The sequence below is a fragment of the Streptomyces roseolilacinus genome (assembly GCF_014649335.1).
Classification (GTDB): Bacteria; Actinomycetota; Actinomycetes; order Streptomycetales; family Streptomycetaceae; genus Streptomyces; species Streptomyces roseolilacinus.
The window spans coordinates 334,441-358,481 of sequence record NZ_BMSV01000002.1; the positions used below are offsets into that span (position 1 = coordinate 334,441).

At 77.1% G+C, this 24,041-nt stretch carries 22 protein-coding genes; 2 read left to right on the forward strand and 20 right to left on the reverse strand.

Going from position 1 to position 24,041, the window contains the following annotated elements; genetic code table 11:
• Positions 1-64 precede the first annotated feature (64 nt).
• The 3 genes from IE106_RS05675 to IE106_RS05685 all read right to left on the reverse strand — a co-directional run bounded on the left by IE106_RS05675 (position 65) and on the right by IE106_RS05685 (position 3,476).
• On the reverse strand, positions 65-859 hold the full coding sequence (locus IE106_RS05675; RefSeq protein ID WP_189530449.1) for a VOC family protein: 795 nt from the start codon (positions 857-859) through the stop codon (positions 65-67).
• 133 nt (positions 860-992) lie between these two features.
• Positions 993-2,678 carry an FAD-binding oxidoreductase gene (locus IE106_RS05680; RefSeq protein WP_229840073.1) on the reverse strand — a complete coding sequence of 562 codons (1,686 nt, stop codon included), beginning with the start codon at positions 2,676-2,678 and terminating at the stop codon, positions 993-995.
• A 564-nt stretch (positions 2,679-3,242) separates the two neighbouring features.
• Complete coding sequence (locus tag IE106_RS05685) at positions 3,243-3,476, reverse strand: hypothetical protein (protein ID WP_373295907.1); 234 nt, start codon at positions 3,474-3,476, stop codon at positions 3,243-3,245.
• Between the two features lie 186 nt (positions 3,477-3,662).
• On the opposite strand from IE106_RS05685, the gene IE106_RS05690 reads away from it, so the two are divergent.
• Positions 3,663-3,929 carry a hypothetical protein gene (locus IE106_RS05690; protein ID WP_189530451.1) on the forward strand — a complete coding sequence of 89 codons (267 nt, stop codon included), beginning with the start codon at positions 3,663-3,665 and terminating at the stop codon, positions 3,927-3,929.
• A 171-nt stretch (positions 3,930-4,100) separates the two neighbouring features.
• Here IE106_RS05690 and IE106_RS05695 read toward each other — a convergent pair whose 3' ends face one another.
• The 10 genes from IE106_RS05695 to IE106_RS05740 form a co-directional block, all read right to left on the reverse strand.
• Positions 4,101-5,561 carry an aminotransferase class I/II-fold pyridoxal phosphate-dependent enzyme gene (locus IE106_RS05695; RefSeq protein WP_189530453.1) on the reverse strand — a complete coding sequence of 487 codons (1,461 nt, stop codon included), beginning with the start codon at positions 5,559-5,561 and terminating at the stop codon, positions 4,101-4,103.
• 84 nt (positions 5,562-5,645) lie between these two features.
• Positions 5,646-5,921 carry a gas vesicle protein K gene (locus IE106_RS05700; RefSeq protein WP_189530455.1) on the reverse strand — a complete coding sequence of 92 codons (276 nt, stop codon included), beginning with the start codon at positions 5,919-5,921 and terminating at the stop codon, positions 5,646-5,648.
• Complete coding sequence (locus tag IE106_RS05705) at positions 5,918-6,103, reverse strand: gas vesicle protein (protein WP_189530457.1); 186 nt, start codon at positions 6,101-6,103, stop codon at positions 5,918-5,920. The genes IE106_RS05700 and IE106_RS05705 overlap by 4 nt, the downstream gene beginning before the upstream one ends.
• Entirely contained in the window at positions 6,100-6,888 is a 789-nt protein-coding gene (locus IE106_RS05710) for a GvpL/GvpF family gas vesicle protein (protein WP_189530459.1), read from the reverse strand. The genes IE106_RS05705 and IE106_RS05710 overlap by 4 nt, the downstream gene beginning before the upstream one ends.
• A complete protein-coding gene (locus IE106_RS05715; RefSeq protein ID WP_189530461.1) occupies positions 6,885-7,199 on the reverse strand; it encodes a gas vesicle protein in 315 nt (104 codons plus the stop codon). Before IE106_RS05715 ends, IE106_RS05710 begins: the two co-directional genes overlap by 4 nt.
• Positions 7,196-7,432: a gas vesicle protein GvpG gene (locus IE106_RS05720; RefSeq protein ID WP_189530463.1), complete on the reverse strand. Its 237-nt coding sequence runs from the start codon at positions 7,430-7,432 to the stop codon at positions 7,196-7,198. The genes IE106_RS05715 and IE106_RS05720 overlap by 4 nt, the downstream gene beginning before the upstream one ends.
• Before the next feature lie 3 nt (positions 7,433-7,435).
• Positions 7,436-8,152, reverse strand: a complete 717-nt coding sequence (locus IE106_RS05725) for a GvpL/GvpF family gas vesicle protein (RefSeq protein WP_189530465.1) — start codon at positions 8,150-8,152, stop codon at positions 7,436-7,438.
• Complete coding sequence (gvpJ, locus tag IE106_RS05730; RefSeq protein WP_189530467.1) at positions 8,149-8,535, reverse strand: gas vesicle protein GvpJ; 387 nt, start codon at positions 8,533-8,535, stop codon at positions 8,149-8,151. The genes IE106_RS05725 and gvpJ overlap by 4 nt, the downstream gene beginning before the upstream one ends.
• A 118-nt stretch (positions 8,536-8,653) precedes the next feature.
• Positions 8,654-8,917: a gas vesicle protein GvpO gene (locus IE106_RS05735; RefSeq protein WP_189530470.1), complete on the reverse strand. Its 264-nt coding sequence runs from the start codon at positions 8,915-8,917 to the stop codon at positions 8,654-8,656.
• A 92-nt stretch (positions 8,918-9,009) separates the two neighbouring features.
• Positions 9,010-9,288, reverse strand: coding sequence for a GlsB/YeaQ/YmgE family stress response membrane protein (locus IE106_RS05740; protein ID WP_189530472.1), 279 nt, complete (start codon positions 9,286-9,288; stop codon positions 9,010-9,012).
• Positions 9,289-9,538: 250 nt separating this feature from the next.
• Here IE106_RS05740 and IE106_RS05745 point away from each other — a divergent pair, with 250 nt between their 5' ends.
• A complete protein-coding gene (locus tag IE106_RS05745; RefSeq protein WP_189530474.1) occupies positions 9,539-9,796 on the forward strand; it encodes a WhiB family transcriptional regulator in 258 nt (85 codons plus the stop codon).
• 33 nt (positions 9,797-9,829) lie between these two features.
• Here IE106_RS05745 and IE106_RS05750 read toward each other — a convergent pair whose 3' ends face one another.
• From IE106_RS05750 to IE106_RS05780, 7 genes are all read right to left on the reverse strand, one after another.
• Positions 9,830-10,267: a hypothetical protein gene (locus tag IE106_RS05750; RefSeq protein ID WP_189530476.1), complete on the reverse strand. Its 438-nt coding sequence runs from the start codon at positions 10,265-10,267 to the stop codon at positions 9,830-9,832.
• Between the two features lie 209 nt (positions 10,268-10,476).
• Positions 10,477-11,226 carry a class I SAM-dependent methyltransferase gene (locus tag IE106_RS05755; protein WP_189530478.1) on the reverse strand — a complete coding sequence of 250 codons (750 nt, stop codon included), beginning with the start codon at positions 11,224-11,226 and terminating at the stop codon, positions 10,477-10,479.
• Between the two features lie 74 nt (positions 11,227-11,300).
• Positions 11,301-13,271 carry a hypothetical protein gene (locus tag IE106_RS05760; RefSeq protein WP_189530480.1) on the reverse strand — a complete coding sequence of 657 codons (1,971 nt, stop codon included), beginning with the start codon at positions 13,269-13,271 and terminating at the stop codon, positions 11,301-11,303.
• Positions 13,268-16,855 carry a vWA domain-containing protein gene (locus IE106_RS05765; RefSeq protein ID WP_189530482.1) on the reverse strand — a complete coding sequence of 1,196 codons (3,588 nt, stop codon included), beginning with the start codon at positions 16,853-16,855 and terminating at the stop codon, positions 13,268-13,270. The genes IE106_RS05760 and IE106_RS05765 overlap by 4 nt, the downstream gene beginning before the upstream one ends.
• 5 nt (positions 16,856-16,860) lie before the next feature.
• The gene (locus IE106_RS05770) at positions 16,861-18,030 is read right to left on the reverse strand and encodes an ATP-binding protein (RefSeq protein WP_189530484.1); all 1,170 of its coding nucleotides are present in this window, start codon (positions 18,028-18,030) and stop codon (positions 16,861-16,863) included.
• Positions 18,027-23,003, reverse strand: coding sequence for a hypothetical protein (locus IE106_RS05775; protein WP_189530486.1), 4,977 nt, complete (start codon positions 23,001-23,003; stop codon positions 18,027-18,029). Before IE106_RS05775 ends, IE106_RS05770 begins: the two co-directional genes overlap by 4 nt.
• Positions 23,000-23,854 (reverse strand): DUF4132 domain-containing protein, encoded by an 855-nt coding sequence (locus tag IE106_RS05780; protein ID WP_189530488.1) that lies wholly within the window; start codon positions 23,852-23,854, stop codon positions 23,000-23,002. Before IE106_RS05780 ends, IE106_RS05775 begins: the two co-directional genes overlap by 4 nt.
• Between the last annotated feature and the right edge of the window lie 187 nt (positions 23,855-24,041).

Genomic DNA, 24,041 nt, shown 5'->3' on the forward strand with positions numbered 1-24,041 from the left:
CCGGGGCCCGGGGGTCCCGGGCCCCGGGGGCGGGCCGGCCCGTCGCACCGGCCCGCCCCCGGCCTCAGCTCTGTGCCGGCGTGAGGACGACGAACTCCGCGCCGGCCGGATCGGCGCACACCGCCAGCCGTCCGACGCCCTCCGCGTCCTCGGGGCCCATCCGCACCGCGCCGCCGTCCGACGTGACCCGGGCGGCCGTGGCGTCGCAGTCGGCCGAACCGAACACCGGGTGCCAGTACGGCCTGCCGCCCGTCGACTCCAGCTGTCCGGCGGGCAGTTGCATCATGCCGCCGTGCATCCGCTCCTCCGGCAGGCCGGCCGGGGTGATCAGCGTGTACGTGCCGCCGCCCCCGGGAAGGTCCGTGTCCTGCGTCCGCCAGCCGAACAGGTTCCGGTAGAACTCCCCGGCACTGGCCGCGTCGGTCGTGTACAGCTCGGTCCACGACAGCGAGCCGGGCCCGTCCACCGCTTCGGCGCCCTTGGTCGAGCCCGGTTCCCACACCGCGAACTGGCCGCCCTGCGGGTCGGTGTACTGGGCCATCCGGCCCTCGCCCCCGGCGTCCATCGGGGGGACCCGCACCGTGCCGCCCGACTCGCGCACGGCCCGGGTGGTGGCGTCGGCGTCCGACGTGCAGAAGTAGATCATCCACGCCGAGCGGGCGCCCTCCTCGTCGAGCGGCCCGAGCCCGGCGACCGTCCTGCCGTCCAGCTGGAAGACGCCGTAGTCGCCCGCCTCCGAGCCCATGGACCGGTGCTCCCAGCCGAAGACGGACCGGTAGAACCCGGCGGCCGCCCCGACGTCGGGCGCGCCGAGGTCCAGCCAGCACGGGGAACCGGGGACGAAGTCAGTGGTGATCACGGTGGTTCCTTCTGTCGCGGGACGGGCCCGGGCGGCTGTGGGCCCGGGCGGGGCGGGGCCCCCACGGCTCAGCGTGGCACCCCCGCCCCCCGGCCGCGCGCCCGCGACGGACGAACCGGTGACGCGCGGCCCCTCAGAAGGAGTGCGGGTGGCGGAACAGCCGCCCCGGGTCGTAGGCCGCCTTCACCGCGGCCAGCCGACCGGCGTTCGCCCCGTAGTAGGCCCGCCGCCAGTCCCGCAGCGCGGGGTCCGTGTAGTTCTGGTAGGCCTGGCCGCTCGCCCACGGCCGCATCGCGTCGTACGTGCCGTCCAGCCAGGCCCGGTGCCGGGCCACCGTGCCCGCCGCGGCCCGGTCCGGCCAGGAGACGATGTACTGCGCCAGGAACAGCGCGCCGCGGTGGACGAACGCGGTGTCGCCGGGCCGCACCCGGTTGACCGCACCGCCCAGGGCGTCCAGCGCGACGCTGCCCGCGCCGCCCCCGGTGAGCTGCGCCAGCCGCTCCACCCGCGCGACGAGCGCCCGGACGCCGTCGGCCGGGACGGGCCGCGTGTAGAAGTCCGAGCGGGCCGCGTAGGACTCGCGCGCCACCCGCCCCCGCGGGTCGCGCCCGGGCAGCGTGCCCTTCTGGTGGGCCTGCGGGACCGTCAGGCCCGACACGCCGCCCATCACCTTCATGGCGTCCATGAACGGGCGGGTGCGCACCGACGCCGAGCGGGGCGCCGCGCCCACCGCGTCGGCGAGCCGGTCGATCCGGTTCTCCAGGTCCGCGCGGCCCGTCAGGGCCAGGCCGCCGACCCGCACCGCGCCGGGGCGGCCGCCCACCGGAGCCGCCAGGTGCAGGTTCGCCCACAGGCCGTCCGGCGCGGTGGGCGCCCAGCGCTGCCACTCCCGCACCACGGCGGCCGCCCGCTCCCACGGCCAGCTCAGGAAGAACGTCGTGCACGAGGGCGCCGCGTGGGTCCGCATCCGCAGTTCGGTCACCACCCCGAACTGGGCGTTGCCCCCGCCGCGCAGCGCCCAGAACAGGTCCGGGTCGTGCTTCGCGTCGACGTCGCGTATCCGCCCGTCCGCGGTGACGATCCGCGCGCCGGTCACGCTGTCGCTGGTCAGCCCGTACGCCCGGCTGACCACGCCGATGCCCCCGCCGAGTGCCAGCCCCGCCACCCCCACCGTGGGGCAGGACCCCGCCGGCACGGTCCGGCCACGGGCCGTCAACCGGTCGTACACGTCGATGAGTTTCGCCCCGGCGCCGATCCGCGCCGTGCCGCCGGACAGCGACACGGACGCCATCCGCTGCACGTCCACCACCAGTCCCGGCCCCGACGACCAGCCCGCGTACGAGTGCCCTCCGCTGCGCACCGCCACCGGCACGCCGTGGCGGACGGCGAACGCCAGGCAGGAGCGGACGTCCTCCGGCCGCGCGCAGTACGCGACCCCGGCCGGGCGCACGCCGTCGAACCGCGGGTTGAACAGGGTGCGCGCCGCGTCGTAGTCCCGGTCGCCCGGCCGCACCAGCGTCCCCTCCAGTCCGCGGGCCAGCGCCGCCCAGTCCCCGGCGCGCGGTGCGCCCGCACGGGCCCCGGTGCGGGGCGTCACCTCGCGGACCCCGGAGCGCGGCGCCGTCCCGCGCGCCCCGGCCGCGGCCGCTCCGCCCAGGCCCAGGGGTTTCGGCGGAGCGGCCGCCGCACCCGTCAGGAACGCCCCCGACACGGCGGCGACCCCCACTCCGAGCACCCGCCGCCGGCTCGCCCCGCCGCCGTTCCCGCCGTCCACCGGTCCGGCGCCCGCCGCCGTGCCGTCTCCCCGCATCCGCTCCATCGCCCGTTCCCCACCGTTCCGTCGGTCCGTCTCCAGCGGGGAGGATGAGCGTGGTGTCCGTCAGGTTCCGTCCGTACGGCGGCCATCGCGTGTCCAGTGCCTCCGACAGCTCTCCAGCGCCTCCGGCAACTGGCGCGCGCCCGCCCGTACGACGGGACCGGCGGACGCCTCCGCCGCGTCGAGCGCCGCCCGGAGCCCGTCCCAGCGCGGCGCGCGCCGCTCCCGCACGTCCGCCGCGCCCCCGCTCGGCCGCCCCGCGCAGCGCCTCCGCCGGCGCCGCGGCGTCCGGTGACGGGGCGGCCGAGCCCTCCGGCAGGTGCGCCTCCAGCACCATCGCGGCCCGCGTGAACCGGCCGACCGCCCCCCCGCCGCGTCGGCGGACGCCCGGACGGCCCCCGGTGCCGCACCGGCTCGTGCGCGGCCCGGTCCACGGCCTCCCGCCAGGCGGCCCGGGCGGCGCGGGCGTCCGGCAGCGCCTCCCGCACGGCGCCCGGGCGCCGTGCAGTTCACCGGGCCGGTGGCGGGCCTGCCGGGGGGTGACGGCGGCGGCGCTGCGGGCCGTCATCAGCGGGACCGGGTCGAACGACGCGTACGGGTCGTGGCGCAGCCGCCGCGCGTGGTCCGCCGCGGCCGCCGGCTGCGCCGGAACGTGGCCGTGGCCGCCTGGAAGGCGCCGAACGCCGAACCGGCCGCCGTCGCCGGCCCGCCCACGGCGGCGCTCACCAGCACCACCAGCACCACCAGCGCCGGTCCGGCGGCCGCGCGCAGCGCGACGAGGGGCTCCAGCCGCCCCTGCACCGCGAGACCCGAGCGGGCGGTCGCCTTCAGGTCGCGGAGCCGGGTCGTGGCGCCGAGCGTGGGCCGGGAGGGGGGCCGCCCCGTACCCGTCCGGCCGCCCGCTCCGGTGTGTCGTCCCCCTCCGGGCGGTACGCCCCGGGCCCGGCGGGTACCCGGGCGGTCCGGTACGCCGACGTGGGAGGCAGCATGAACCGCAGGACATCGCGCGACCGCGCCCGGGAACGGAGCCGCGGGGCGCCCGGGGCCGGCTCGGGCGCCGAGGACACGGCGCACCGCCGCGACGTGCCCGGTACGGCGAGCACCGCCGAGGGCTACCGCCCCGACGAGGGCACGGCGGCCGGCGAACAGCTCGCCGGAGTGGAGGAGGACCACCCGGACCGCACCGGCCGTTCCGGTGGCACCGGCCGCGGTGGCGGCGGCACGGACCGGTCGGGTGGCGACCGGGGGGCGTAGCGCCCCCGGCCCGGGCGGGGGCCCCGCGGGGGAGGGGCGGCCGAACCCCGTGGGCCGGACGAAGGGGCCCCTCCACGGGCCCGGACCTCGTCGAACCCCGCCGCGGGGCACGCCGCCGGGAACGCGTGAGGGGCTCCGCCACCGCGGTGGCGGAGCCCCTCACACGTTCCTTCAGCGGACGAGGACCCGGAAGGTCTCCATCGACCCGTCGGCCGCGTCGGGCAGCAGCATGCCCGCGGCGGCCCCGCTGCGCAGGTAGTCCACCACCTCCTGGGTGATGACCTCGCCCGGCGCGACCACCGGCACGCCCGGCGGGTAGGGGCTGATCATCTCCGCGGCGATCCGGCCCGCGGCCTTCTCCGCCGGCACGTGCTCCGCCTCGCCGAAGAACGCCGTGCGGGGCAGCACCGCCTGCTCCAGCTCCAGTACGCCCGGCTCCGGGAGCCGCACCGGCCGCGGCCGCTCGATGGAGTCCGCGCCCTCGACCAGCGCGCGCAGCGCGTCGCACAGCACGCCCTCGGTCCGGTCGTCGTCGGCGTGCGTGAGGATCGCGCTGATCCGGCAGGTGTCGGACGCGCCGATGTCGACGTGGCGCTCCGCGCGCAGCCACTCGGCGGCCTGCATGCCGCTGACACCCAGCTCCCGCACGTCGACGGTGATCTTCAGCGGGTCGATGCCCGCCGCGAACCCCTCCCGCACGACGGCGTCGTCCATGAGCCGCAGCCCCGGCAGGCCGGCGACCGCCTCCCGCACCCGGCCGGCCCGCCGCAGCGCCTCCTCCAGCAGGTCGTGGCCCTGCTCCACCATGTGCCGCCGCCACCCGTCGAGCGTGGCGTACACCAGCGACGAGGAGCTGGTCGTGCCCAGCAGGTCCTCCCGCTGCCGCAGCACCTCGGGTGACACCCGGTCACCCTGGAGGTGGAAGACGGAGCTCTGCTCGACCGCCCCGCCCATCTTGTGCACGCTGGTCACGACCAGGTCGGCGCCCGCGTCCATGCCCCACGCCGGCAGCGCCGGGTGGAACGGCAGGTGGGCGCCCCACGCCTCGTCGACGATGAGCGGCACGTCGTAGGCGTGGCACACCTCGGCGACGCCGCGGATGTCGGCGCACGACCCCCAGTCGGTGGGGGTGATCAGCAGCATGCCCTTCGCGTCCGGGTGGGCCTCCAGGGACCGGCGCACGTCGTCGGGCTCCGGAGGGTGCGCCAGGTGCCGTTCGGCGTCGAACTTCGGGTGGACCCACACCGGTTCCACCCCGTTGACGATCACCGCGGAGATCACCGACTTGTGGGCGTTGCGGGAGATCAGCAGCTTCTCACCGGGCCCGGCCACCGCCAGCATCGCGGTCTTCACCGACAGGGAGCTGCCGCACGTGGAGAAGAAGGCGTGCTCCGCCCCCACCGCGTCCGCCATCAGCTCCTGCGCCCGCGCGAGCACCCCCTGCGACTCGCGGCGGTCGTCCAGCCCGTTCAGGGACAGCACGTCGGCCCGGAACAGCCCCTCCCCGAGGATCTCCAGCACCCTGGGGTCGACCCCCGGTCCCTGCTTGTGTCCCGGAGGGCCGTACACGACGTCCCCGCGCCGCCTGAACTCCTCCAGCGCTTCGAGGACCGGTACCCGAGAGTGATCCATGAGCCGTCTCCTTCGTACGTTCCGCCCCCGCGCACCGGGCGCGGGGGCGGTCTTCTCCCGGGAGCTCCGGCCCGGCCCGCCGCCTCACAGCAGCGGACCGAGCGGCCCCAGGTCGATGTTCAGGTCCTCCGGTTCCAGCCCGAACCGGGTCCGCAGGACCTCCATGCGGTCCTCCAGCAGCATCAGCGTCAAGCCGATGCGCTCCTCCTGGTCCTCCGTCAGCTCCCCGTCCTCCACCCGGCGCAGCGCCTGCCGCTCCATCAGCTGCCGCAGCAGCTCGATGACGGTGAGGACGAGACGGGCCAGGTCCCGTTCGACGGTGTCGGGGTCGAGTTCGACCCGGCGGCGCGGCGCGCTCATACCGGCTGCCCCCAGGGGGCCGGGAGCTCGTCGCTGACCGAGCTGACCAGGGCCTTCAGGTCGACGCGTACGAGGTCCACGTCGGCGATGCTCAGGGTCAGGTCGCCGGTGATGACGACCCCGCCGGCGAGCAGCCGGTCCAGCAGGTCGACCAGGGCGATCCTGCGGTGCTCCACGCTCACGCCGCCTCCTCCTCCGCGATCCCGGCGAACGAGTACGGCGCCCACGGCCCGGTCAGTTCGACCCGTACGCCCTCCTCCTCGGACACCCGGCCCACCAGGGCGACGAAGCCCTCGGCCCGCTCGCGGGCGACGAGGTAGGCGGCGTTCAGGACGTTGACCCCGCCCGTGTCGCCGGTGAGCCGCGGGTCCTGCGGCGGATGGACGGCCGTCGCCTCCGCGTACGCGGACAGCCGGTCGTGCAGGACGCGGCTCGTCTCCTCGGCGCGCCGCCGGCCCTCCTCCCGGCCGTTGCGCTCCCGCAGCCGCCGGCGCAGGTAGTCCCGCCCGCCGACCTTGCCGGACGGCGCCTCCGAGGGCGTGGGGCGGGGGGCGGAAGCCGGTTCCGCGTACACCTTCACACCCCACTCGACCCGCCCGTCGAGCCGTTCCAGGGCCCGGGTGAACCGGTCGTGCCCCTCGTCCAGCAGCCGTCGCACCCCGCTGTCGTCGCGGCACACCGTGGCGAGCCGGAGCGGCAGGGGGGAGGTGACCGCGGTGAGCGCCGCGAGGACGGCGTCATGGCCGCGGGCGGTGGCGGCCAGCCAGTCGAGGTCCTCCAGCCGGGCGCGCAGCGGCCCCTCGTCGAAGTCCTCGGCGGGGACCGCGTCCACCACGGCGACCAGGTCGCCGTGGTGGAGCAGGCGGGGCGGTTCCCCGGTGATCCCGGCGGCGCCCTCCGGGAGGACGCCGTCGAAGGGCCGGCACACGGCGTACACGTACCGCAGCGGCGGGGTGGGGGTGCTCATGCCGTACGCTCCTCCAGCTCGGCGAGGCGGCGCCGCAGCTCCTCGTTCTCGTTCGCCAGCGTGTCGCGGCGGGCCTGCGAGGAGAGCGCCGGGTCGTGGCGCCACCAGTCGATGCCCATCTCCTGCGCGCGTTCCACCGAGGCGACGACGAGCCGCAGCTTGATGGTCAGCAGCTCGATGTCGAGCAGGTTGATGCGGATGTCGCCCGCGATGACGATGCCCTTGTCCAGGACGCGTTCCAGGATGTCCGCGAGGTTCGCGCCCCCGCCGTCGGACGCGTACGGGGCGGGCGGGCGGCCGGGTGTGGTCATGGGCCGTCGACCCCTTTCTCCAGTCGGTCGAGGAGCTCGTCCTCCAGTCGGTCGAACGTCTCCTCGTCGATCTCCCCGGCCTCCAGGCGCTCGGTGAGGCGGGCGAGTTCACGGCGGACCGCGGCCGGGTCGTAGTACTGCCGTTCCGCCTCCTCGACCACCCGCCGCAGGACCCACGCGGTGCCGCGCAGGGGTGCGGCGGGCAGCAGGAGCAGCTCGCCGAGCAGGCCCACGGCCTACTCCACGAAGCTGTACGGCGGGAGCGGCCCGTTCACCTGGAGCACGAGGTGCCCGTGCTCCCGGCGGAGCGCGTCGACCGCGTCCGAGAACGCGCCGGCGTGGTCCCGCTCGACGAGGAACGACAGGTTCACCAGCCGGCCGGTGCCCTCCGGTCCGGGGCGGCACTCCACCGCGGCCCCCTCCAGGGCCTCCTGCACGAGGACCGCGTCGCGCGCCTCCCGGTGCTTCACGGCCGCCGCGACGCGCTCGCCGAGGGCGAGCTTCTGCTCGTACGTGCCGCCGCCCGTCGCCCGGTGGTCCTGGCTCAGCGCCCGCAGATCCGGGTTGTCGACGAGGACCTGGTGCAGCACGGCCTCCTCGTCGTGGGCCGCCTTCACGTTGTACTCGACCTTGCCGTCGAGGCTCGTGAGCCGCTCCAGGTAGTGCGCCTCCCGCTCCCGCAGGACGGCCAGCACGGCGTCGTCGTCGGGGGAGACCCCGCCGAAGCGCAGCGGCAGGACGGTGCCGGCCTCGCCGGCCTCGCCGAGCACGTTCTGGTGAGCGAGCAGGTCCCGCCGCTTCGGTCGCAGGTTCTCGGGAGCGTCGCTCACCAGCGCGGCGACCCCGCCGTGGGTGATGACCCGCACGGGGCGGGGCGGGTCGCCCACGCCGTCCGCCTTCTCCGGGAGTGCGGGGTGCGAGCTGCGGGTGATGCCGTAGACGTACGTGCTCACTTCTCCTGCTCCTCCTTCTTCTGCTGCCGGGACGAGGACCGGCCGAGGGTCTCGGACACCGTCTGCGCCGCGCCCTGCAGCGCGCCCCTGGTCTTGCCGCGGGCCCCGGACTCGGTCATGTCGTCGACGACGTCCGTGAGCTGCGCCGGCGCCTTGCGGCCGGTCTCCAGGTCGAGGCGGTTGCACGCCTCGGCGAAGCGCAGGTACGTGTCGACGCTGGCGACGACGACCCGTACGTCGACCTTGAGGATCTCGATGCCGACGAGCGAGACGCGCACGAACGCGTCGATCACGAGCCCGCGGTCGAGGACGAGCTCCAGGACGTCGTACAGACCACTGCTGCCGCCGGAGCCGCCGGGGGTGGATCGTGTGTCAACCGTCATGTCTTGCCGCCTTTCTGACGAAGGGTCAGCGATCGGATGTCGTTGTCGGTCCGTGGTCGGGAAGGGACTCGGGTTCCGGGGGCGGGCTTCGGACGGGGGTGGCGGGCGGCCGGTCGGGTCAGCGGTTCTTCTCGTCGGCGCGGCCGCGCTCGTAGCGGCGGACGCGCCGGTATCCGGTGAGCCCGCCGTCCTCGTCGAGCTCCACCTCGTACGAGGCGATCAGACTGGTCGTGTCGGGGATGCGGGACAGTTCGACGACCTCGACGGTCAACTGCCATCCGTCATCGGTGCGTCGGAAGGACGACACGGACTCGGGTTCCCGCCCGGTCAGTTGGGCGAGCTGCTCGCAGGCGAGCCGCAGGGTTTCGGGTGTGTTGGCCATGACCGCCTCCGGGTTGCCGCCTCTCGGGTACGCAAACATGGGGGAGCGGACGGCGGCGGCACCCCGGTGGGGTGCCGCCGCCGTCGCGCGGGTCAGGCGTGTCGGTGCGGCCGGTCGGCGCCGGTGAAGAGCCGGTACAGGGCGAGCAGGATCACCGAGCCGATGATGGCGGCGACCCAGGTGGAGAGGTCGAAGAAGCCGTCGATGGAGTCGACTCCGAAGACGACCTTGCCCAGCCAGCCACCGAGGAGCCCACCGGCGATACCGATGAGCATGGTGATGATGACGCCACCGGGGTCACGACCCGGCATCAGAGCCTTGGCGATCATGCCGGCGAGCAGACCGATGAGGATCCACGCGATGATGCCCATGGAGTCTCTCCTACCGTCGTATGCGGGTAATTGCCTCTTACGCCGCCTTTACCGTCCGGGCGCTTTCAAACCCTTGGCCAGAGGAATCGGCTCCTACCGCACAACTGGCTGTCATGTGCCTCTTTGCGTACTTTCGTCATGCGGAGTGCCCGAGACCGTTTCAATGCCGTGGTGACGGTCACGCGCATCAGGTACGCGGTTCGTGCGTACCGGAGGACCGCGTACTCACCGACGAGCTGAGGAGACTTCCGTGGAGGACTGGCGACAGGCGGCCGCCTGCCGAGACGAGGACCCGGACCTGTTCTTCCCCGTGGGCACCAGTGGCCCGGCCCTGATGCAGGCGGAGGAGGCGAAGCGGATCTGCGCCCGCTGCCCCGTGCGCGAGCAGTGCCTGCGGTGGGCCCTGGACACCGGGCAGGACTTCGGGGTGTGGGGTGGCGCCGGCGAGGACGAGCGCCGCTCGCTGCGCCGCCGCGAGGCCCGCGCCTCCCGCCGTACGACCGGTTGACCGTACGGCGGAACGCGTGGCGCACCGTACCGTTCAGCCGGCGGCGAGGGGCAGCGCGGCCGCGATCGCGTTGCGCTCCCTGCGGCACATCAGCGGGAAGATGATCCGCATGCCCTGGTCGCTGTCGGGCGAGGACACGACGAACGACGAGTTGAGGACCCGCTCCCTGATCTCGGACCGCACCAGGCCGGCGCGCGGGACCGTCGTCACGAGGCCCTTGGGCCGCGCGAACACCGGGTCGGCCTCGAAGACGAACAGGCGGTGGCTGGTCATCGCCAGGTACATGGGCACCCTGGCCGGGATCACCGCCATGGCCCCGCCGCTCACCAGCGCCGACGCCACCGCGAAGGCCGCCGTGCGGGGCACCGAGACGGGGTTCAGATTGACGATGGCCGTCACCTCGACCTGCTCCCCGGTCTCGAGCAGGGGCTCGATGGCGGCCAGCAGCAGCCGACGGCGCTTTGCGTTCACGGGGTGGTACTCCTGTACAGGCGGGGCCTTAGCGGCGCGAAGGGACGGCACACTGTGCCACACGCGCCCAGGGCCCGGCGCACCCGGGTGGCGCGCGACGGCCGGGTGCGCCGGGCCGCACGGCACCGTCCACCGCGTCCCGCCCGCGCGGCGTCCCCGCTCCGCCGCCCCGGTCCGGGCCGGCGGGACGGGCGGTCCGGACCGGCCGGTCAGGCCGCGCCGGGTGCCGGCCCGTCGGGGCGCCGGGCGACGAAGACGAACTCCCGGCCCGGCCGGTCGGGGGCGTCGCGGACGCCCTCCACCACGAACCCCCGCGCCACGAGGTCCGCCTCGACCTCCGCCCGTTCACGGAACCGCAGCGTCGACTCCGACGTCCGCACCTCCCCGTCCGCCGCGAACACCCAGGTCCCCCGGAACGTCACCAGCGGCAGGGCCACCTCGACCAGGTCGATCCAGCTCTCGACCGCCCCCACACCGGGGACCTCCGCCACGCCGTACGTGGCGTCGCGGTTCCACTCCTCCCAGGCGCGCCGGGCCGGGTCCCGCGTCTCGAAGACCAGGCGGCCGCCGGGCCGCAGCGCCTCGCGGGCGCCCCGCAGCGTCTCCTGCCAGTCCCACGGATCGGTGATCTCCTGGGCGACGTTCGCCGTCATGGTCGCCATGTCCACCTCCAGCGGGGGAAGCGCGCCCGCGTCCCCGAGGACCCACCGCACCCGCTCGCTGCCCGCCTTCCCCCGCGCCACGTCGAGGGAGGCCTCGGCGGGGTCCACCCCGACCACGTCGACGCCCCGGCCGGCCAGCAGCAGCGCGAACACCCCGGTCCCGCACCCGATGTCGAGCACCCGCCGCGCCCCGAACTCCTCGGCCATGCGGACGTACGCGTCGAGATCGCTCCGGTCGGGATCGAGCGGGTCGTAGAGCGAGGCGAGCCGCGGATCCCTGAACCCCTCGTCAGCCATGGCCCGAACGTAGGGGGCCCCAGCCTCCCGCGGAAGGGCGCGTCACCGCTTCACCGGCTCACCGCGTCACCGGCTCACCGCGCCGATGACACCGGCGACGCCGAGGGCTCCGAGGGCTCCGAGGGCTCCGAGGGCTCCGACGGCATCGACGGCACCGATGACCCCGACGGCCCCGAGGACTCCGACGCGCCCGGCACCGGCGCCGCCGCCCCCCAGGCGCCGGCGCACAGGGCGCGGTCGACCTCGTCGGTGTAGACGGCGGCGGCGAGCCACGCCCGGGCGAACACGTGCGGGTCCGCCGCCAGCAGCCGGCCGAACGGGTCGCGGGCGCGGGCCGCGGCGGAGGCGTGGAGGTGGTCGAGGAGTTCCGCCGCGGTGCCCAGCCCGTGGCGGCGCAACCGCCGGGTGTCGGCGCCCGCGTCGTGGGGGAGGGCCAGGGCCCGCCTTCCCGCGGACACGGCCTGGTGGACGCGTCGCCGCAGCAGGTGCACCGGGGCCTGGTCGGGGACCGGATCGTCCGTCACCTCCCCGCCCGCCACCTCCCCGTCCGCCGCGGCCGCCGGCAGGTCCGCCCGCTGCAGGCGGTCGAAGCCCAGGTCGACGCGCGCCCCGGCGTCCGTGGGGTGATCGACGGCCAGGAGCAGGGCGCGCGGGTGCGGAGCCGGGTCGAGGCGCGCGACGGCCCGCAACCGCGTGCCGGGCGCGGAGGCGAGGAGCCGCAGGTTGTCCCGGTACGGCAGGTCGGGGTGGTCGTGGGCGGCGGCCAGCCGGACCACCACCCCACCGCAGTCGGCGAGCAGGCACACGCCGGCGGCCTCACGAACCGTGCCGTGGAGGGTCAGGTCGAGGAAGAGCAGCCCGTGCCCGCCGTCCCGGCCGTCCAGCGCCCGCGCGGCCTGCTCGGCCACCGGTACGGCCCACAGCCGGTCGAGCGGTTCGCCGTCCCACCCGGCGCCCGGGGCCCGTACCGCCCGGACGCCCGCCCCGGCGCCGAGCCTGCCGTCCTCGGATACCGTGGCGCCCGACACGGCGAGTCCCGCCCGCGAGAGCTCCCGGTGGGTGAGGGCCGTGTCCCCCACGCGTACGGCGCGATCGGCCGCCCTGACGGCCCGTGCCGGCCCGCCCGGTGCCACGTCCGACACCGTGTGGAGACGGCCGCGGGCATCGGCCGTCCAGGTGACGGCGCCCGCGTAACCGCTCGCCGTGAGGACCGGTTCGGAGAACAGCCCGTACAGCCGCAGCGAGCCGTCCGGCGCGTACGGCCGGCGGGCCGTGCCCCGCAGCTCCGCCAGCTCCGGTCCCGCCGCGAGCGGAACGCGGTGGGCGACGCGCAGCAACTCCCGCAGCCGGTCGGACAGTTCGGCCAGCCGGTACGCGGGGTCGGCGGACCGGGCGGCGCGCAGCCGGGTCACGACGGAGACGGCCGTCGCGGAGGCACGGGGCAGACCCGCCAGCCGCGCCGTGTGGGCGGCCCGCAGGAGCTCCGCCTGGAGCACCGCGCCGGCACCGTCGGTGCCGGCCTCCAGTACGGCGGCGGCCGCCCGCCACACCGCCCCGGCCGCGGCGCGCTGGTCGGCCGTGGCGCACCCCGCGTCCCCCGGGGCGTCCGCCGGGGCGTCCCCAGGGGCGTCCCCAGGGGCGCCCGCCGGGGCGTCCGCCGGGGCGTCCATCGTGGTCGACCCGGCCGCGGACTCCCCGCCCCCGACGGCCCCGGCCGCCGCCCGCCCGTCCACGGGCGCGGAGGCCGCGGCCCCCGCCTCGGCGACCGGTGCGGCCGACGCTGCGGCCGCCCGGTGCAGGCAGGCGGGGGAGAGCAGGCAGCCGCAGCGGATGCCGTCCGCCCCGCTCACCACGCCGCCCGGCGCGTGCAGTTCCAGCTCGGTGTCGTCGTCGACGGCGATCCGCACGACGTCGCCGTCGACGACGACCGGGCGCCCCGCCAGCTTGGCGACCCCCGCGTCCAGCCGCTTGCGCAGCCGGGGCGGGAGCGCGTCGACGAGTTCGGCCGTCACGGACGGCGCGACCGGAGGGAGCAGCGGGCTCATGTGATCTTCTCCCCTACCCAGTGGGCGAGTTCGAGGGGGCTGAGGGCGGCGACCGGCATGCCCGCGGCGACGAGCTGCGCCGCGACGCCGGTGGAGTAGCGGGGCCGCCCGGAGTCGTCGAGGCTCGCGCAGCCCAGGACGTGGCAGCCCGCGCCGACCAGGGCGCGGACCTCGGTGAGGAGGCCGCCCAACGGGTGGCCCTCCTCGAAGTCGCTCACGACCACGACGAGCGTCCGCGACGGCACGGTGACGAGTTCGCGGGCGTGCCGCAGGCCGGCGGCGATGTGGGTGCCTCCGCCCACCCGGACCTCCAGGAGGAGGGACAGCGGGTCGTGGACGTGGTCGGTGAGGTCGAGGACCTCCGTGGAGAACGCCAGGAAGTGCGTGGACAGCGTCGGCACGCCCGCCAGGACGGACGCGGTCAGGGCCGTCCAGATCGTGGACGCCTCCATGGAGCCCGACACGTCGGTCACGAGGACGAGCCGCCAGTCGGCGCTCCGCCGGGCCCGCGTACGGAAGACGGGGCGCTCCGGCACGACCCTGACGGTGCCGTCGGGACCGGGGAACGCGGTCGCGAGGTTGGCCCGCAGCGTACGGGCCAGGTCGAGGCCGCCGCCCGGCCGCCGGGAGGGGCGGGGCAGCGTCGTCCCGTGCAGCGCCGGTCGCATCCGGGTCGCCAGCTGCCGGGTGAGGGCCTCCACGAGCCGCCGCACGAGCGGACGCAGCGCGGCCAGCCGCGCCTCGGGCAGCCCGCCCGCGTGCCGCAGCACGGTCCGCAGGAGGTCGACGGAGGGCCGCACCCGGTCCGGGTCGAGCTCCGCGACCACCTCCCGCCGGCCCGCGGCCGCGGCGGCCGCCAGCACCTCCTCCCGTACGCCCGGGCCGAACAGCGCCGCCAGTTCCTCCGACCACTCCCGCACCCCGGGGTACGGCGCCTCCCGGCCGCCGCCCGCGGCGTGACCGCTCCTGCTGCCCTCGCCCCGGCCGGCGCCGTACAACTCGTCCAGGGCGGTCGCCAGGGCGGCGGCCGACCGGGGCAACCGGTCGGTGCGGCGCCCCAGGACGAGCCGCCACCGGTCACCGGGGGAGAGGCGGCGCCCCCCACCCCCGCCGGCGGTGTGCCGCGGGCCCGCGCCACCCGCCGCCGCACCGGCGTCCCGGGCTCCCACGGCGGCGTCCCGGGGCTCCGTGGCGTCCCGAGGAGCGGCCGCCCCCGGCAGCAGCCCCAGCCGGTCCAGCGCGGTCCGGGCGGCCAGGTCCGCCCGGGTCCGGACGGCGAGCGCGGCCGGGTCGACGTCACCGGTGTCGCCCAACGCGCCGGTGCCCAGGCGTTCCTCGACCGCCGTCAGCAGGCGGTCCCGGGCGGCGGGGCTCAGCGTGTCGAAGCCGCCCCGCAGAGCGGGCAGCCGTTCCAGGAACGCCGCGTCGGGCAGGTCCGACACCCGGTCGAGGAGGGGCTCCAGCGTCGGGGCCGCCGTCTCCAGCAGGGGTCCGGCCGCCGTCAGCAGCCCGGTCAGGCGCGCGGTCAGCGCGGTCCGCGACGCGGGGTCGCCGGCCGCGTCGACCCACGAGGCGGCGCGTCCGCCGAGCTCCCCGGGCGCCTCGTGGCCGAGCAGGACGCGGACCGCCCCGGCGGCGCCGCGCATCAGGGGCGACCCCTCGGCGGCCAGGCGCGCGAGTGCGGCGGTGAGCCGCACCCCGCCCACGAGGTCGGCCCGGTGGGCCAGTTCGACGAGGGCCCGCGCGTCGGCGGTGTCCTCCGAACCGGTCAGGCCGTCCACCTGGCGCACCGCGGCGGCGGTCAGCGCCTCCGCCACGGCCCGGGCGCGTCGCGTCCGCTCCCCGTCGGCGCCGAGCCCGGGGACGTGCCCGGCCCGCACCCGGTCCACCAGCGCGAGCCCGGCGAGCAGTTCGGGCAGCGTGCCGACCGCGGGCAGCAGGTCGGCGACCCCGTCCAGCCACGCGTCGGCGAGCGCCGGCAGACCGCACTGCGCCGCCTGCTCCAACCCCAGCAGCGACTGCGCCGCCGTGGGCCCGCCCGCCTCCTCCTCACCGCGCCGGCGTTCCCGCAGCACGCCTTCGGCCGCCTGCGCGGCGGTGACCCCGCGCGCCCCGGCGGCCGTCAGCACGGCCGCGGTCGCGGGGGTCCAGCACACCTCCCAGCGCGAGGTGACGGCGTCCGCCCCGCCCGCCCCGACGACCTCCTTCGGCTCGGCGTACGGCACGCCGCACACGACCAGCCGGCGCAGCAGCAGCTCCCGCCGCCGGTCGAGGTCGGAACGCAGCGGGTCGAGCCGCAGGTCCCGCGCGGCGCCCCCCTCGGGTCCGGGCAGCCCCAGTCCGGCGAGTTCCGCCTCGACCGCCGGGGCGAGGCCGCTGCGCGGCGTGCCCGGCGCCGGGGCGCCGCCGCGGGAGCCGACGAGCACCCGCTCCATCGCCCGGGCGACGGCCCGCCCCCTCCCGTACGGCTCGCCCTGCGCGAGGACGGTCTGCACCGCCTCCACCAGCTCGCCGCGCCCCGCCGCGGGCAGTCCCCGCAGCCGCGCGAGGTCCCCGGCCAGCCGGCTGATCTCCCGCGCGTCGGCGGGCCCCGACGGGTGGCCGAGCCCGCGCAGCTCCGCGCACACCCGCACCGCCACCCGGGTCAGGGCGTCCTCCAGCGCGGCGGGATCCCCGGCCGCCTCCAGGACGAGGTGCTGCCACTCCGGGTCCCGGATGCCCGCCGGGTAGCCGGACCGCTCGTCCAGCAGCGCGTAGGTGTACGGGATGAGTGACGTCGTCCACCCGCGCCCCTCCGTCCCCTCCCCGGCCCCGGCACGGGCGTCCCCGCCCGGCCCGGCGGCGTCGCCGTCCCCTGCTCCCGCCCCGGGGAGGAGGGCCGCCGCGTGGAACGCGCCGACGACCACGGCGGCCCGCTCGCCGTTCGCCGTGGCGCCGGCCAGCACCGACCGCATCCACCGCTCCCGCCGCAGGTCCGTCTCCGGGACGCCGCCCGAGGCGGCCGCGTCCCGGCGCAGCGCCCACCCGGTGAGGAGGGCCGCCCGGCGCAGGGCCTGCGGGGTCGAGCCGGGCGCGGTCGCCTCGACGAGACGGTCCCAGAGGTCGTCGCCGGGGCGCCCCGTGAGGCGGGCCCGCAGGGCGTCGTGGATCCCCGGCCCCGACCGCCGCGCGGCCCGCTCGCGCCCGCCGCTCCACGCCCGGTCCGCGAGCGGCAGGTCGCACGCCACCACGGGGACGCCGTGCCGGGCGGCCCAGCGTACGGCGGCCAACTCGGGCGAGAAGTCGGCGAACGGGTAGAACGCCGGCCCCGCGCCCTCGTCGCCGGGGGCGGCGGCGAGGGCCACGGGGGCGCGCGTCTCCTCGTGCGCGAGCCACGGCAGCCACTCCTGCATCTCACCGGGCAGCTCGACGAGGAGCACGTCCGGCCGGGCCTCCGCCAGGAGGGCGGGGACGGCCGCGGCCAGGGACGGCGCGTGGTGCCGGACACCGACGAGGTACGGCGCGGCCGGGTCCGTGAGGGCGGCGACGGCCTCGTCCGGGGGGAGGGCGAGGACGGCGGGCGCCTCGGTGCGGGGCGGGGTCACGGGCGTCAGGCCTCCAGTACGGCGCGGAGGTCCCACAGGGTGCGCCACGTCGCGGAACCCTGCTCGGCGCGCCGCCGCACGGGTCCGTCCCAGTAGCCGAGGAGCCGGGCGGCGTCGGCCGGGTCGTCCTTGCGCACGACGCCGAGCAGATGGCCGGGCAGGAGCGACAGCACGTCCCGGTCGCCGGGGAAGTAGGCCGCGGCCAGGCCCAGCGCGCCGGCGACCGAGACGGCCTCCGCGGTGCTCATCACCGTGGAGGGCCGCTCCACCTCCCAGCCCTCCGCCGACCGGCCCTCCCGCAGGTCGCGGAAGGCGGTGACGAGGGCCTCCAGCACGGCGTCGTCGACCTGGAAGGGCGCCCCGGCCCGCTCGACGGCGGCCCGCGCCTGCCGGCGGACCAGCGCGGTCTCCGCTTCGAGGTCGCCGATCGGGCCGACCGTCTCGAAGTTGAAGCGGCGCTTGAGCGCGGCGGACATCTCCGAGACGCCCTTGTCGCGGAGGTTCGCCGTGGCGATCAGGGTGAAGCCCGGCGCGGCGTGCTCCAGCGCGTCGGCGCCGCCCGCCAGTTCGGGGACGGCGACGCGCCGCTCGGAGAGCAGCGACACCAGCGCGTCCTGCACCTCCGGCAGGCAGCGGGTGACCTCCTCGACCCGGGCGACGGCGCCGCGGGTCATGGCGGTGAGGACCGGCGAGGGCACGAGGGCCTGCCGGCTGGGCCCCTGGGCCAGCAGCAGCGCGTAGTTCCAGCCGTACTTCAGCTGGTCCTCGGTGGTGCCCGCGGTGCCCTGCACGACCAGGCCGCTGGTGCCGCAGACGGCGGCGGACAGCAGTTCGGACAGCATGGACTTGGCGGTGCCGGGCTCGCCGACGAGCAGCAGCCCGCGCTCCCCGGCGAGCGTGACGACGCACCGCTCGACCAGGGCGCGGTCACCGACGAACTTGCCCTCCACGACGAGCCGGCGCGGCACCCCGTCGGGCACCTCGGCGTCGTCCGGGAGGCGCAGCGGCCGGTCGCCGCTGCCCATGACGAACGTGACGACGGCGCGCGGGGTGAGCCGCCACGCGGGCGGGCGCGGCCCGGCGTCGTACGCGGCGAGGAACGCCAGCTCCGTGGCGTACCGCTCTTCGGGCGGCACGACCTGGCGGGTCGTGTCGGGGGTGAGGACGGCGGTCATCGGCGGCGCCCCTTCCGGGTGGCTCGGGTGGTGAGTTCTTCGAAGGCGGGCGCGTCGCCGTCGCGTACGCGGCCCCAGGCACGGGCGAACAGGTCGGGCACCGGCAGCAGCGGCACGGCGCGGGAACGGTCGTGGACGGGGTAGAGGCCCTCCTTCCAGGTCTCCAGCGGCAGGGCGGGCGACGCGAGGTCGCGCCAGCCGCAGGGCAGGAAGAGGGAGCGGCCGGCCCGGGACCGCTTCGCCTCGACGACCAGGTCGGTCGCGGCGAGTTCGGCGCGGGCCTTCCTGATCCGGGCGGGCCTCCACCCGGTCCAGTCGGCGCACGCGCGGTCCGTCGGGTCCGGGAGGGCGAGCAGTTGCAGGTACAGCACGGCCGCGTCCCCGCTCAGCCCGTGGACGGACGCCACTTCGGCGACCAGCCCGGGCACGCTCACCGACGGGTCGTGGGCGTGGCCGGCGGGCGCGTCCCCCGCGGTGCCGGCCGCGACGGTCCGGGCGAGGTCCTCGCCGAGGAGGGCCCGCAGCGCGTTCACCGCTTCGACCCGGCCGCCGCCGACCAGTCCCTCCAGCAGACCGAGCACCGGGTCGTCCGGCCCCGTCAGGGCCGCCGGGCGGAGCAGCACGGCCTCCGTGTCGCCGTACCAGGGGCGCAGGACGAGCGCCTCGCCCGCGGCCGTCAGCCCCTGGGCGTCGGCGCCGCCCGCCGGGGGCAGCCCGTACGCCTTGCGGATCCGGACGGCCGTCGGCGTGCCCTTCTCCGTCCACGACAGGTCCAGGTCGAGGAGCAGCCCCGGATCGGAGACGCGCCGCCGCAGCGCCGCCAGCCCCTCCGGCAGGGCGGCGCGCAGCGGGTGCCCGTAGGGCAGCCGGTAGGCGAGCGCGGCCAGCACGTACACGGCGCGCTGCAGTTCGTACCGGCCGGGCACGGCGGCCGGGTCGTCCGCGACGAGGTCGCCGTCCTTGCCGGGCCGCTGCACGGTCGTGCGGCTCAGCCACGGCGTCCGCCCGGGGTTGAGCATGGCCTCGGCGATGCCGGCGGGCACACCGGCGAGGTCGGGGGCGATGTCCTCCGGCAGGCGGACGAGGGAGCCCAGGCGCCGCTCCCACGTCCGGCCCGCCCCGTCCGTGTCGGGTCCGGACGTCCACAGGTCGGCGGGGTCCTCGGGCAGCAGGGCCCCGACGAGTGCCGCCTGGTCGGTCCAGGCGAGCGACTGCAGGAGGCCCCGGCCGAGGTCGTACCGGCGCGGCTTCAGCCCCATCAACGCCAGGGTCCCGGTGGGTGGGTCCTGCGGCAGCGCCCCGAGGAGGAGGGCGGCCTGTACGGGGCCGAGCCCCCCGCCGGTGGCGGCGGCGAGCGCGGCGGGCGCGTCCTCGTACCACGGCGCGGCCCCCTTGTCCCGGACCAGCCGGGCGACGGCGGCGAGCCGCTCCGCGGGGAAGCCGGGGGTGCGCAGCCGCTCCTCGTCCAGGGTGAAGTGGGCGATCGCGCCGAACCGCCCGGCCGGGTCGTGGTCGAGGGCGAGCCACTCGGTCTGCTCGTGCCGGTCGCCGGAGCGCCGGCCGGCGAGGACGACGACGGTGCGGCCCTCCCGGCGCAGCACCTGGCCGACGCGCCCCTGCCTGCCCCGCTCCTCGCGCAGCACGACCTCGCGGATCTCTCCCCGGGGCGCGGCGAGCGGCCCTTCGAGGAGCGCGTCGAACAGCAGGAGCAGCGCCTCCCGTTCGGCGTCGGGCACGGCCGGCGAGGCGGCGCGGTACGCCAACGGCCGCAGCGCGGACAGCAGGTGGACCCACTCCACGCCCGTGCCGGGGAGGGTGCGTCCGTCGCTGTGCCAACCGCCTTCCAGGGCGGTGCCGAGGGCGGGGTCGGGCAGCGGCCTGCCCTCCGCGGGCTTCCCTGACAGCACGTGGTTGACGGCGCGGACCTGCCGCAGCACGCTCCACCGGGTCCCCGGGCCCCACCACATGTACCGGGCCCCCGAGGTGAGGCCCGCCACGGCGCGGACCAGCGTCGTGTCGTCGCCGTGCTCCGGGCTGTAGTCGGCGAACATCTCCTCGGCGCGCTCGGCCCGGCCCCGCGCCCGCGCGTCCGCAGGCGTCACGAAGCCGGCGGTGTCCTGGGCGTGGCGCAGCGCCAGCTGCACGAGGGAGGCGACCCCGGTCAGCAGCCGCTCGTCCGTCAGCTCCGGCACCGCCTCGGACACGACGCGCCGGGCGACCTCGTGGGCGGACGGGCCGGTGTACTCGGCCACCGCCTCGACCTCCGCCTGGCGCTCCGCCAGGGCCCGCCCCACCGCGGCCAGCAGCTCGGCCGCCCGTTCGTCGGTGAGGCCCCGCAGCGCGGCCGAGCCCGCCTCGTCCCGGGGACGGAGGGCGTGCCAGAACGCGACGGGCGGCACGAACCGGGTGCCGGCGGCGAACTCGCCTCCCCGCTGGCCGGGCGTGCAGTGCCCCAGCTCCCCGGTGTCGGACGTGTCACCGGGCTCGGACAGGGTGACGACGCCGCGCCGGCGCGCCGCCACCGGCTCCGCGCCGCCGGGCATCCGCAGCGCGCCGAGCGGGGTGACGCCCCGGCGGTCCGACGCCGCCGGCAGCGTGACGGTCCGGCCGTCCGGCGTGCCGGCGCTGACCCGGGCACCGTCGCCCTCGCCCTCCCTGCGGACCCAGCGGCCCAGGACCGCGCCGTCCGTGCCGAAGGGGCTGTCCTCCAGGCCCGGTTGCACGGGCAGGACCTCGCACGCCTCCGGGACGAGCCGCGCGTCGTCCCGGATGCCGGACCGCAGGAACGCCGGCAGCGACGCGCGGCCGTGCGTGCCGGACACCGGGTCGTACTCCAGCCACACGTGCCGCCGGTCCTGCCGGCCCCGGCGCCAGTACGCCGTGCCGTCGCCGAGGACCGGCCGGGCGGCCGGCAGGTCCGTGTCACCGGCGTGCAGGGCCCGCCCGCCGGTCGCGCGGCCGCCGCCAGGCAGCGGGATCGACGGGGTGCCGATCTCGCCGTGCCATCCGGAGGGCTGGTCGCCGCCCACCGTGAACACCTCGGACGGCCGGGCCGACCAGTAGCCGAGCCACTTGCCCTCGTGCCACCACGTCACCAGCAGCTCCCCGTCGACGTACCGGAAGCTCGGGCGCCGCCACCGGTCGATGTCGCCGGGGACGCGCAGGTCGTGTTCGAGGAGCACCCCCTCGGGGCCGACGACGACGGCCTTGTCCCCGCGGGCGAGGACCAGTGCGGGCCAGGCCTCCGTGACGGTCGGCTGCTCCCCGCCCCGGCTGTTGCCGGTCTCCTCGGGAAGCAGCCGCAGGGCGTCGTCGAGCGCGGGCCAGCCGAGCTCGTCCAGGACGCCCGCGCGCAGCGTGCGGCCCAGGAGCGGCGCCACCTCGTGCGCGGCGATCCGTGCGAGGGCGGTGGGATTGACCCGTTCGACGACGGCCCGGAAGGGCCGGACGGTCCGCAGGGCCGCCCGCGCACCGGGCAGGCCCCGGGCGCGGCCGAGCGCCGCGGCCGCCTCGTCCAGCCAGGCGCGCAGGACGCCGCGGAGCACGGGGTGGCCGGCCACCTCCTCCAGCAGCCCGCTCGCCTCCCGCTGCTCGCCGAGGGCACCCACCGCCCGGTACAGCAGGGGGTGGAAGCGCGGGTCCGCCCCGAGGGAGGCGAGGTCGCGCCGGCCGTTCCCGCGGTCGCGCAACCAGGAGTGGAGGGGCAGGTGGGCGTCGTCGCCCGGCGCGGCGAGGGGGATGCCCTGCGCCACGCACAGGTCCAGCAGGTCGAGGTCGGCGCCGGAGCGGACGCGCCGGGAGAAGAGGTCCACCGGCCGTCCGTCGGCGCGCAGCCTCGGCGCCATCCGCTCCACGAGGGCGAGCGTCGCCGCGGAGCGGTCCGACGGCACCGAGCCGTGCTTGCGGTACGCGGCCCAGCGGCCGAGCCAGCCCGCGGCGTCGACGTCCGCGGCCCCGTCGGCGGCCCCGTCCGTCAGGAGCGTGTCCGCGCCGCTCTCCGCGAGCAGTCCCAGCCACCACTCGTCGTCCTCGACGGTGCGGCCCAGCTCGGTCGGCAGGATCTCCAGCAGCCGGGCCCGCACCTCGGGCCGGTCCTCGGCCAGGTCGGCCAGGACGGGGCGGTACGTCGTCCAGAACGAGCGGGGCGCCCGTACGACGGAGGGCGACGCGACCAGGTCGGCGACGAACGCGCGCTCCTCGGCGGCCCGGTCCAGGCCGGCGGCCTTGATCAGGCCCCGGGCGTCCTGCGGCAGCGACGCGTACGGCGGCATGCCCGCCGCGCAGCGCTCCACGGCCAGCTGCCGGAACTGCGCCCACGCCTCCGCCGGGTCGAGCCGGCGGGTGAGGTCCTTGACGTACTCCTTGAGGGCCTTGACCGTGAGCGCCCCGGCGAAGGCGAACTCCAGGAACACGGCCCGCTGCCGCTCCTCGTCGACGGCGAGGCCGTGCACGCGCTCGGCCTCCCGGGCCTTGCCGAAGAACGCCGCCGCGTAGGTGGTGTTCTCGTGCCCCAGGAAGACGCGGGCCGCCTGCTCGTGGAACGTCGGCAGGAAGTGCGGCACGGTCCGGCCGAGGCGTTCGCCGAGCGCTTCGAAGCCCTGCTTGGCGGCACCCGCGCGGGACTTCGCCTGGCGCGCGAGCCGTTCGACGTCCTTGACCAGGGCGAGCGCGTGGTGCCCGTTCGCCGGGTCGTTCACCAGGGCCCAGGCGGGGAAGCCCAGGGTCTCCCGGCGCACCTGGCCGACCTCGGGAGCGTCCTGCTCCCGGGTCAGTCCGAGGAAGTCCAGGGCGAGGTCCTCCGCCTCGCCGAGCGTTCCCGGCACGAGGCGGACGATCCGGCGGCCGTCCAGGGCGGGATGGCCGTACGTCCGGACGGTGAGGGTGTCGGCGTCCTCCCGGTCCGTCGTGCCCGGCGGCAGGATCGCGCCCGCCTCCAGCAGGTCGGCCGAAGGGGTCCGTCCGTGTGCGCTCATGCCGCGCGCTCCTCTTCCTCGATGTCCCGTCCCGCGTACAGCGCGGCAGCCATGCGCATGCCCTCCGACCAGGCCACCGGCCCGACCTGGCCGAGGCGCAGCGTCCTGCCGGACGCGTCGGCCCAGGCCAGGGGGCCGGTCTCGGCGTCCAGGTAGCCGTCGTAGTCGCCCACCCATATGCGGGCCTCGACCAGCCGGCCGTCCTCCAGCACGGGGCAGACGGCGTGCCCGCCGCGCACCCGGTACCCGAGCTGGGCGGCCCTGCCGTGCAGGAACCGCTGCTCCTTGAACACGCCGCCCGCGTAGTCGTCGACGCTGCTCCCGTCCGGGTCGAGCCCCGCGGGCCGGTACCACACCTCGCGGAACAGCTGCCGGGCGCGCTGCTCCACCCCGAGCTCGACGGCGAACTCCCGCAGCTCCTCCAGGTCGTCGACGAGCACCGGGTGGGGGACGCGCACCAGCGCGGGGCTGACGCGCACGGTGTCCCCGTCGAGGTCCACGAGGCCCAGGCCCCGCCCGGGCGCGGCGTCCCGCAGGAACCCGGCGGCCCCGCCGTCCGCGTCGGACACGACGAGGTCCCGCAGGACGGCCTGCCACGCCGGGTCCGCCCAGACCCGCTCGATCACCGCGAGGGGCACGGGCAGCGACCGCACCATCCACCGCTCCACGTCGCCCAGGCACTGCCGCTCGTGCCGCTCCAGCCACTCGACGAGCTGCCGCAGCCCCACCACCGCCGGATCGTCGGCGATCCTGCCGGGCACCGACTTCAGCCGCCGTCCGGCCGCGTTGCGGCACACGACCTTCCCACCGTCGAGAGCGACTTCGTAGTCGCCCGCGGCCACCCACCCCATGCACGCCTCCCAGCGCCGTGACGATCACGTGGGAGGAACGCTAGAGGAGGCCACTGACAACGCCCGCCCGGGGCTCGTACGGCCTGGGGAGAACCCGGGAAAGCGCCGGTCACCGCCGTGCCGTCGCCGATGCCGGCCGACGGTCGGGAGACCCTTCGCCGCCCGCCCGGAAGGCGGTCGTCGACGG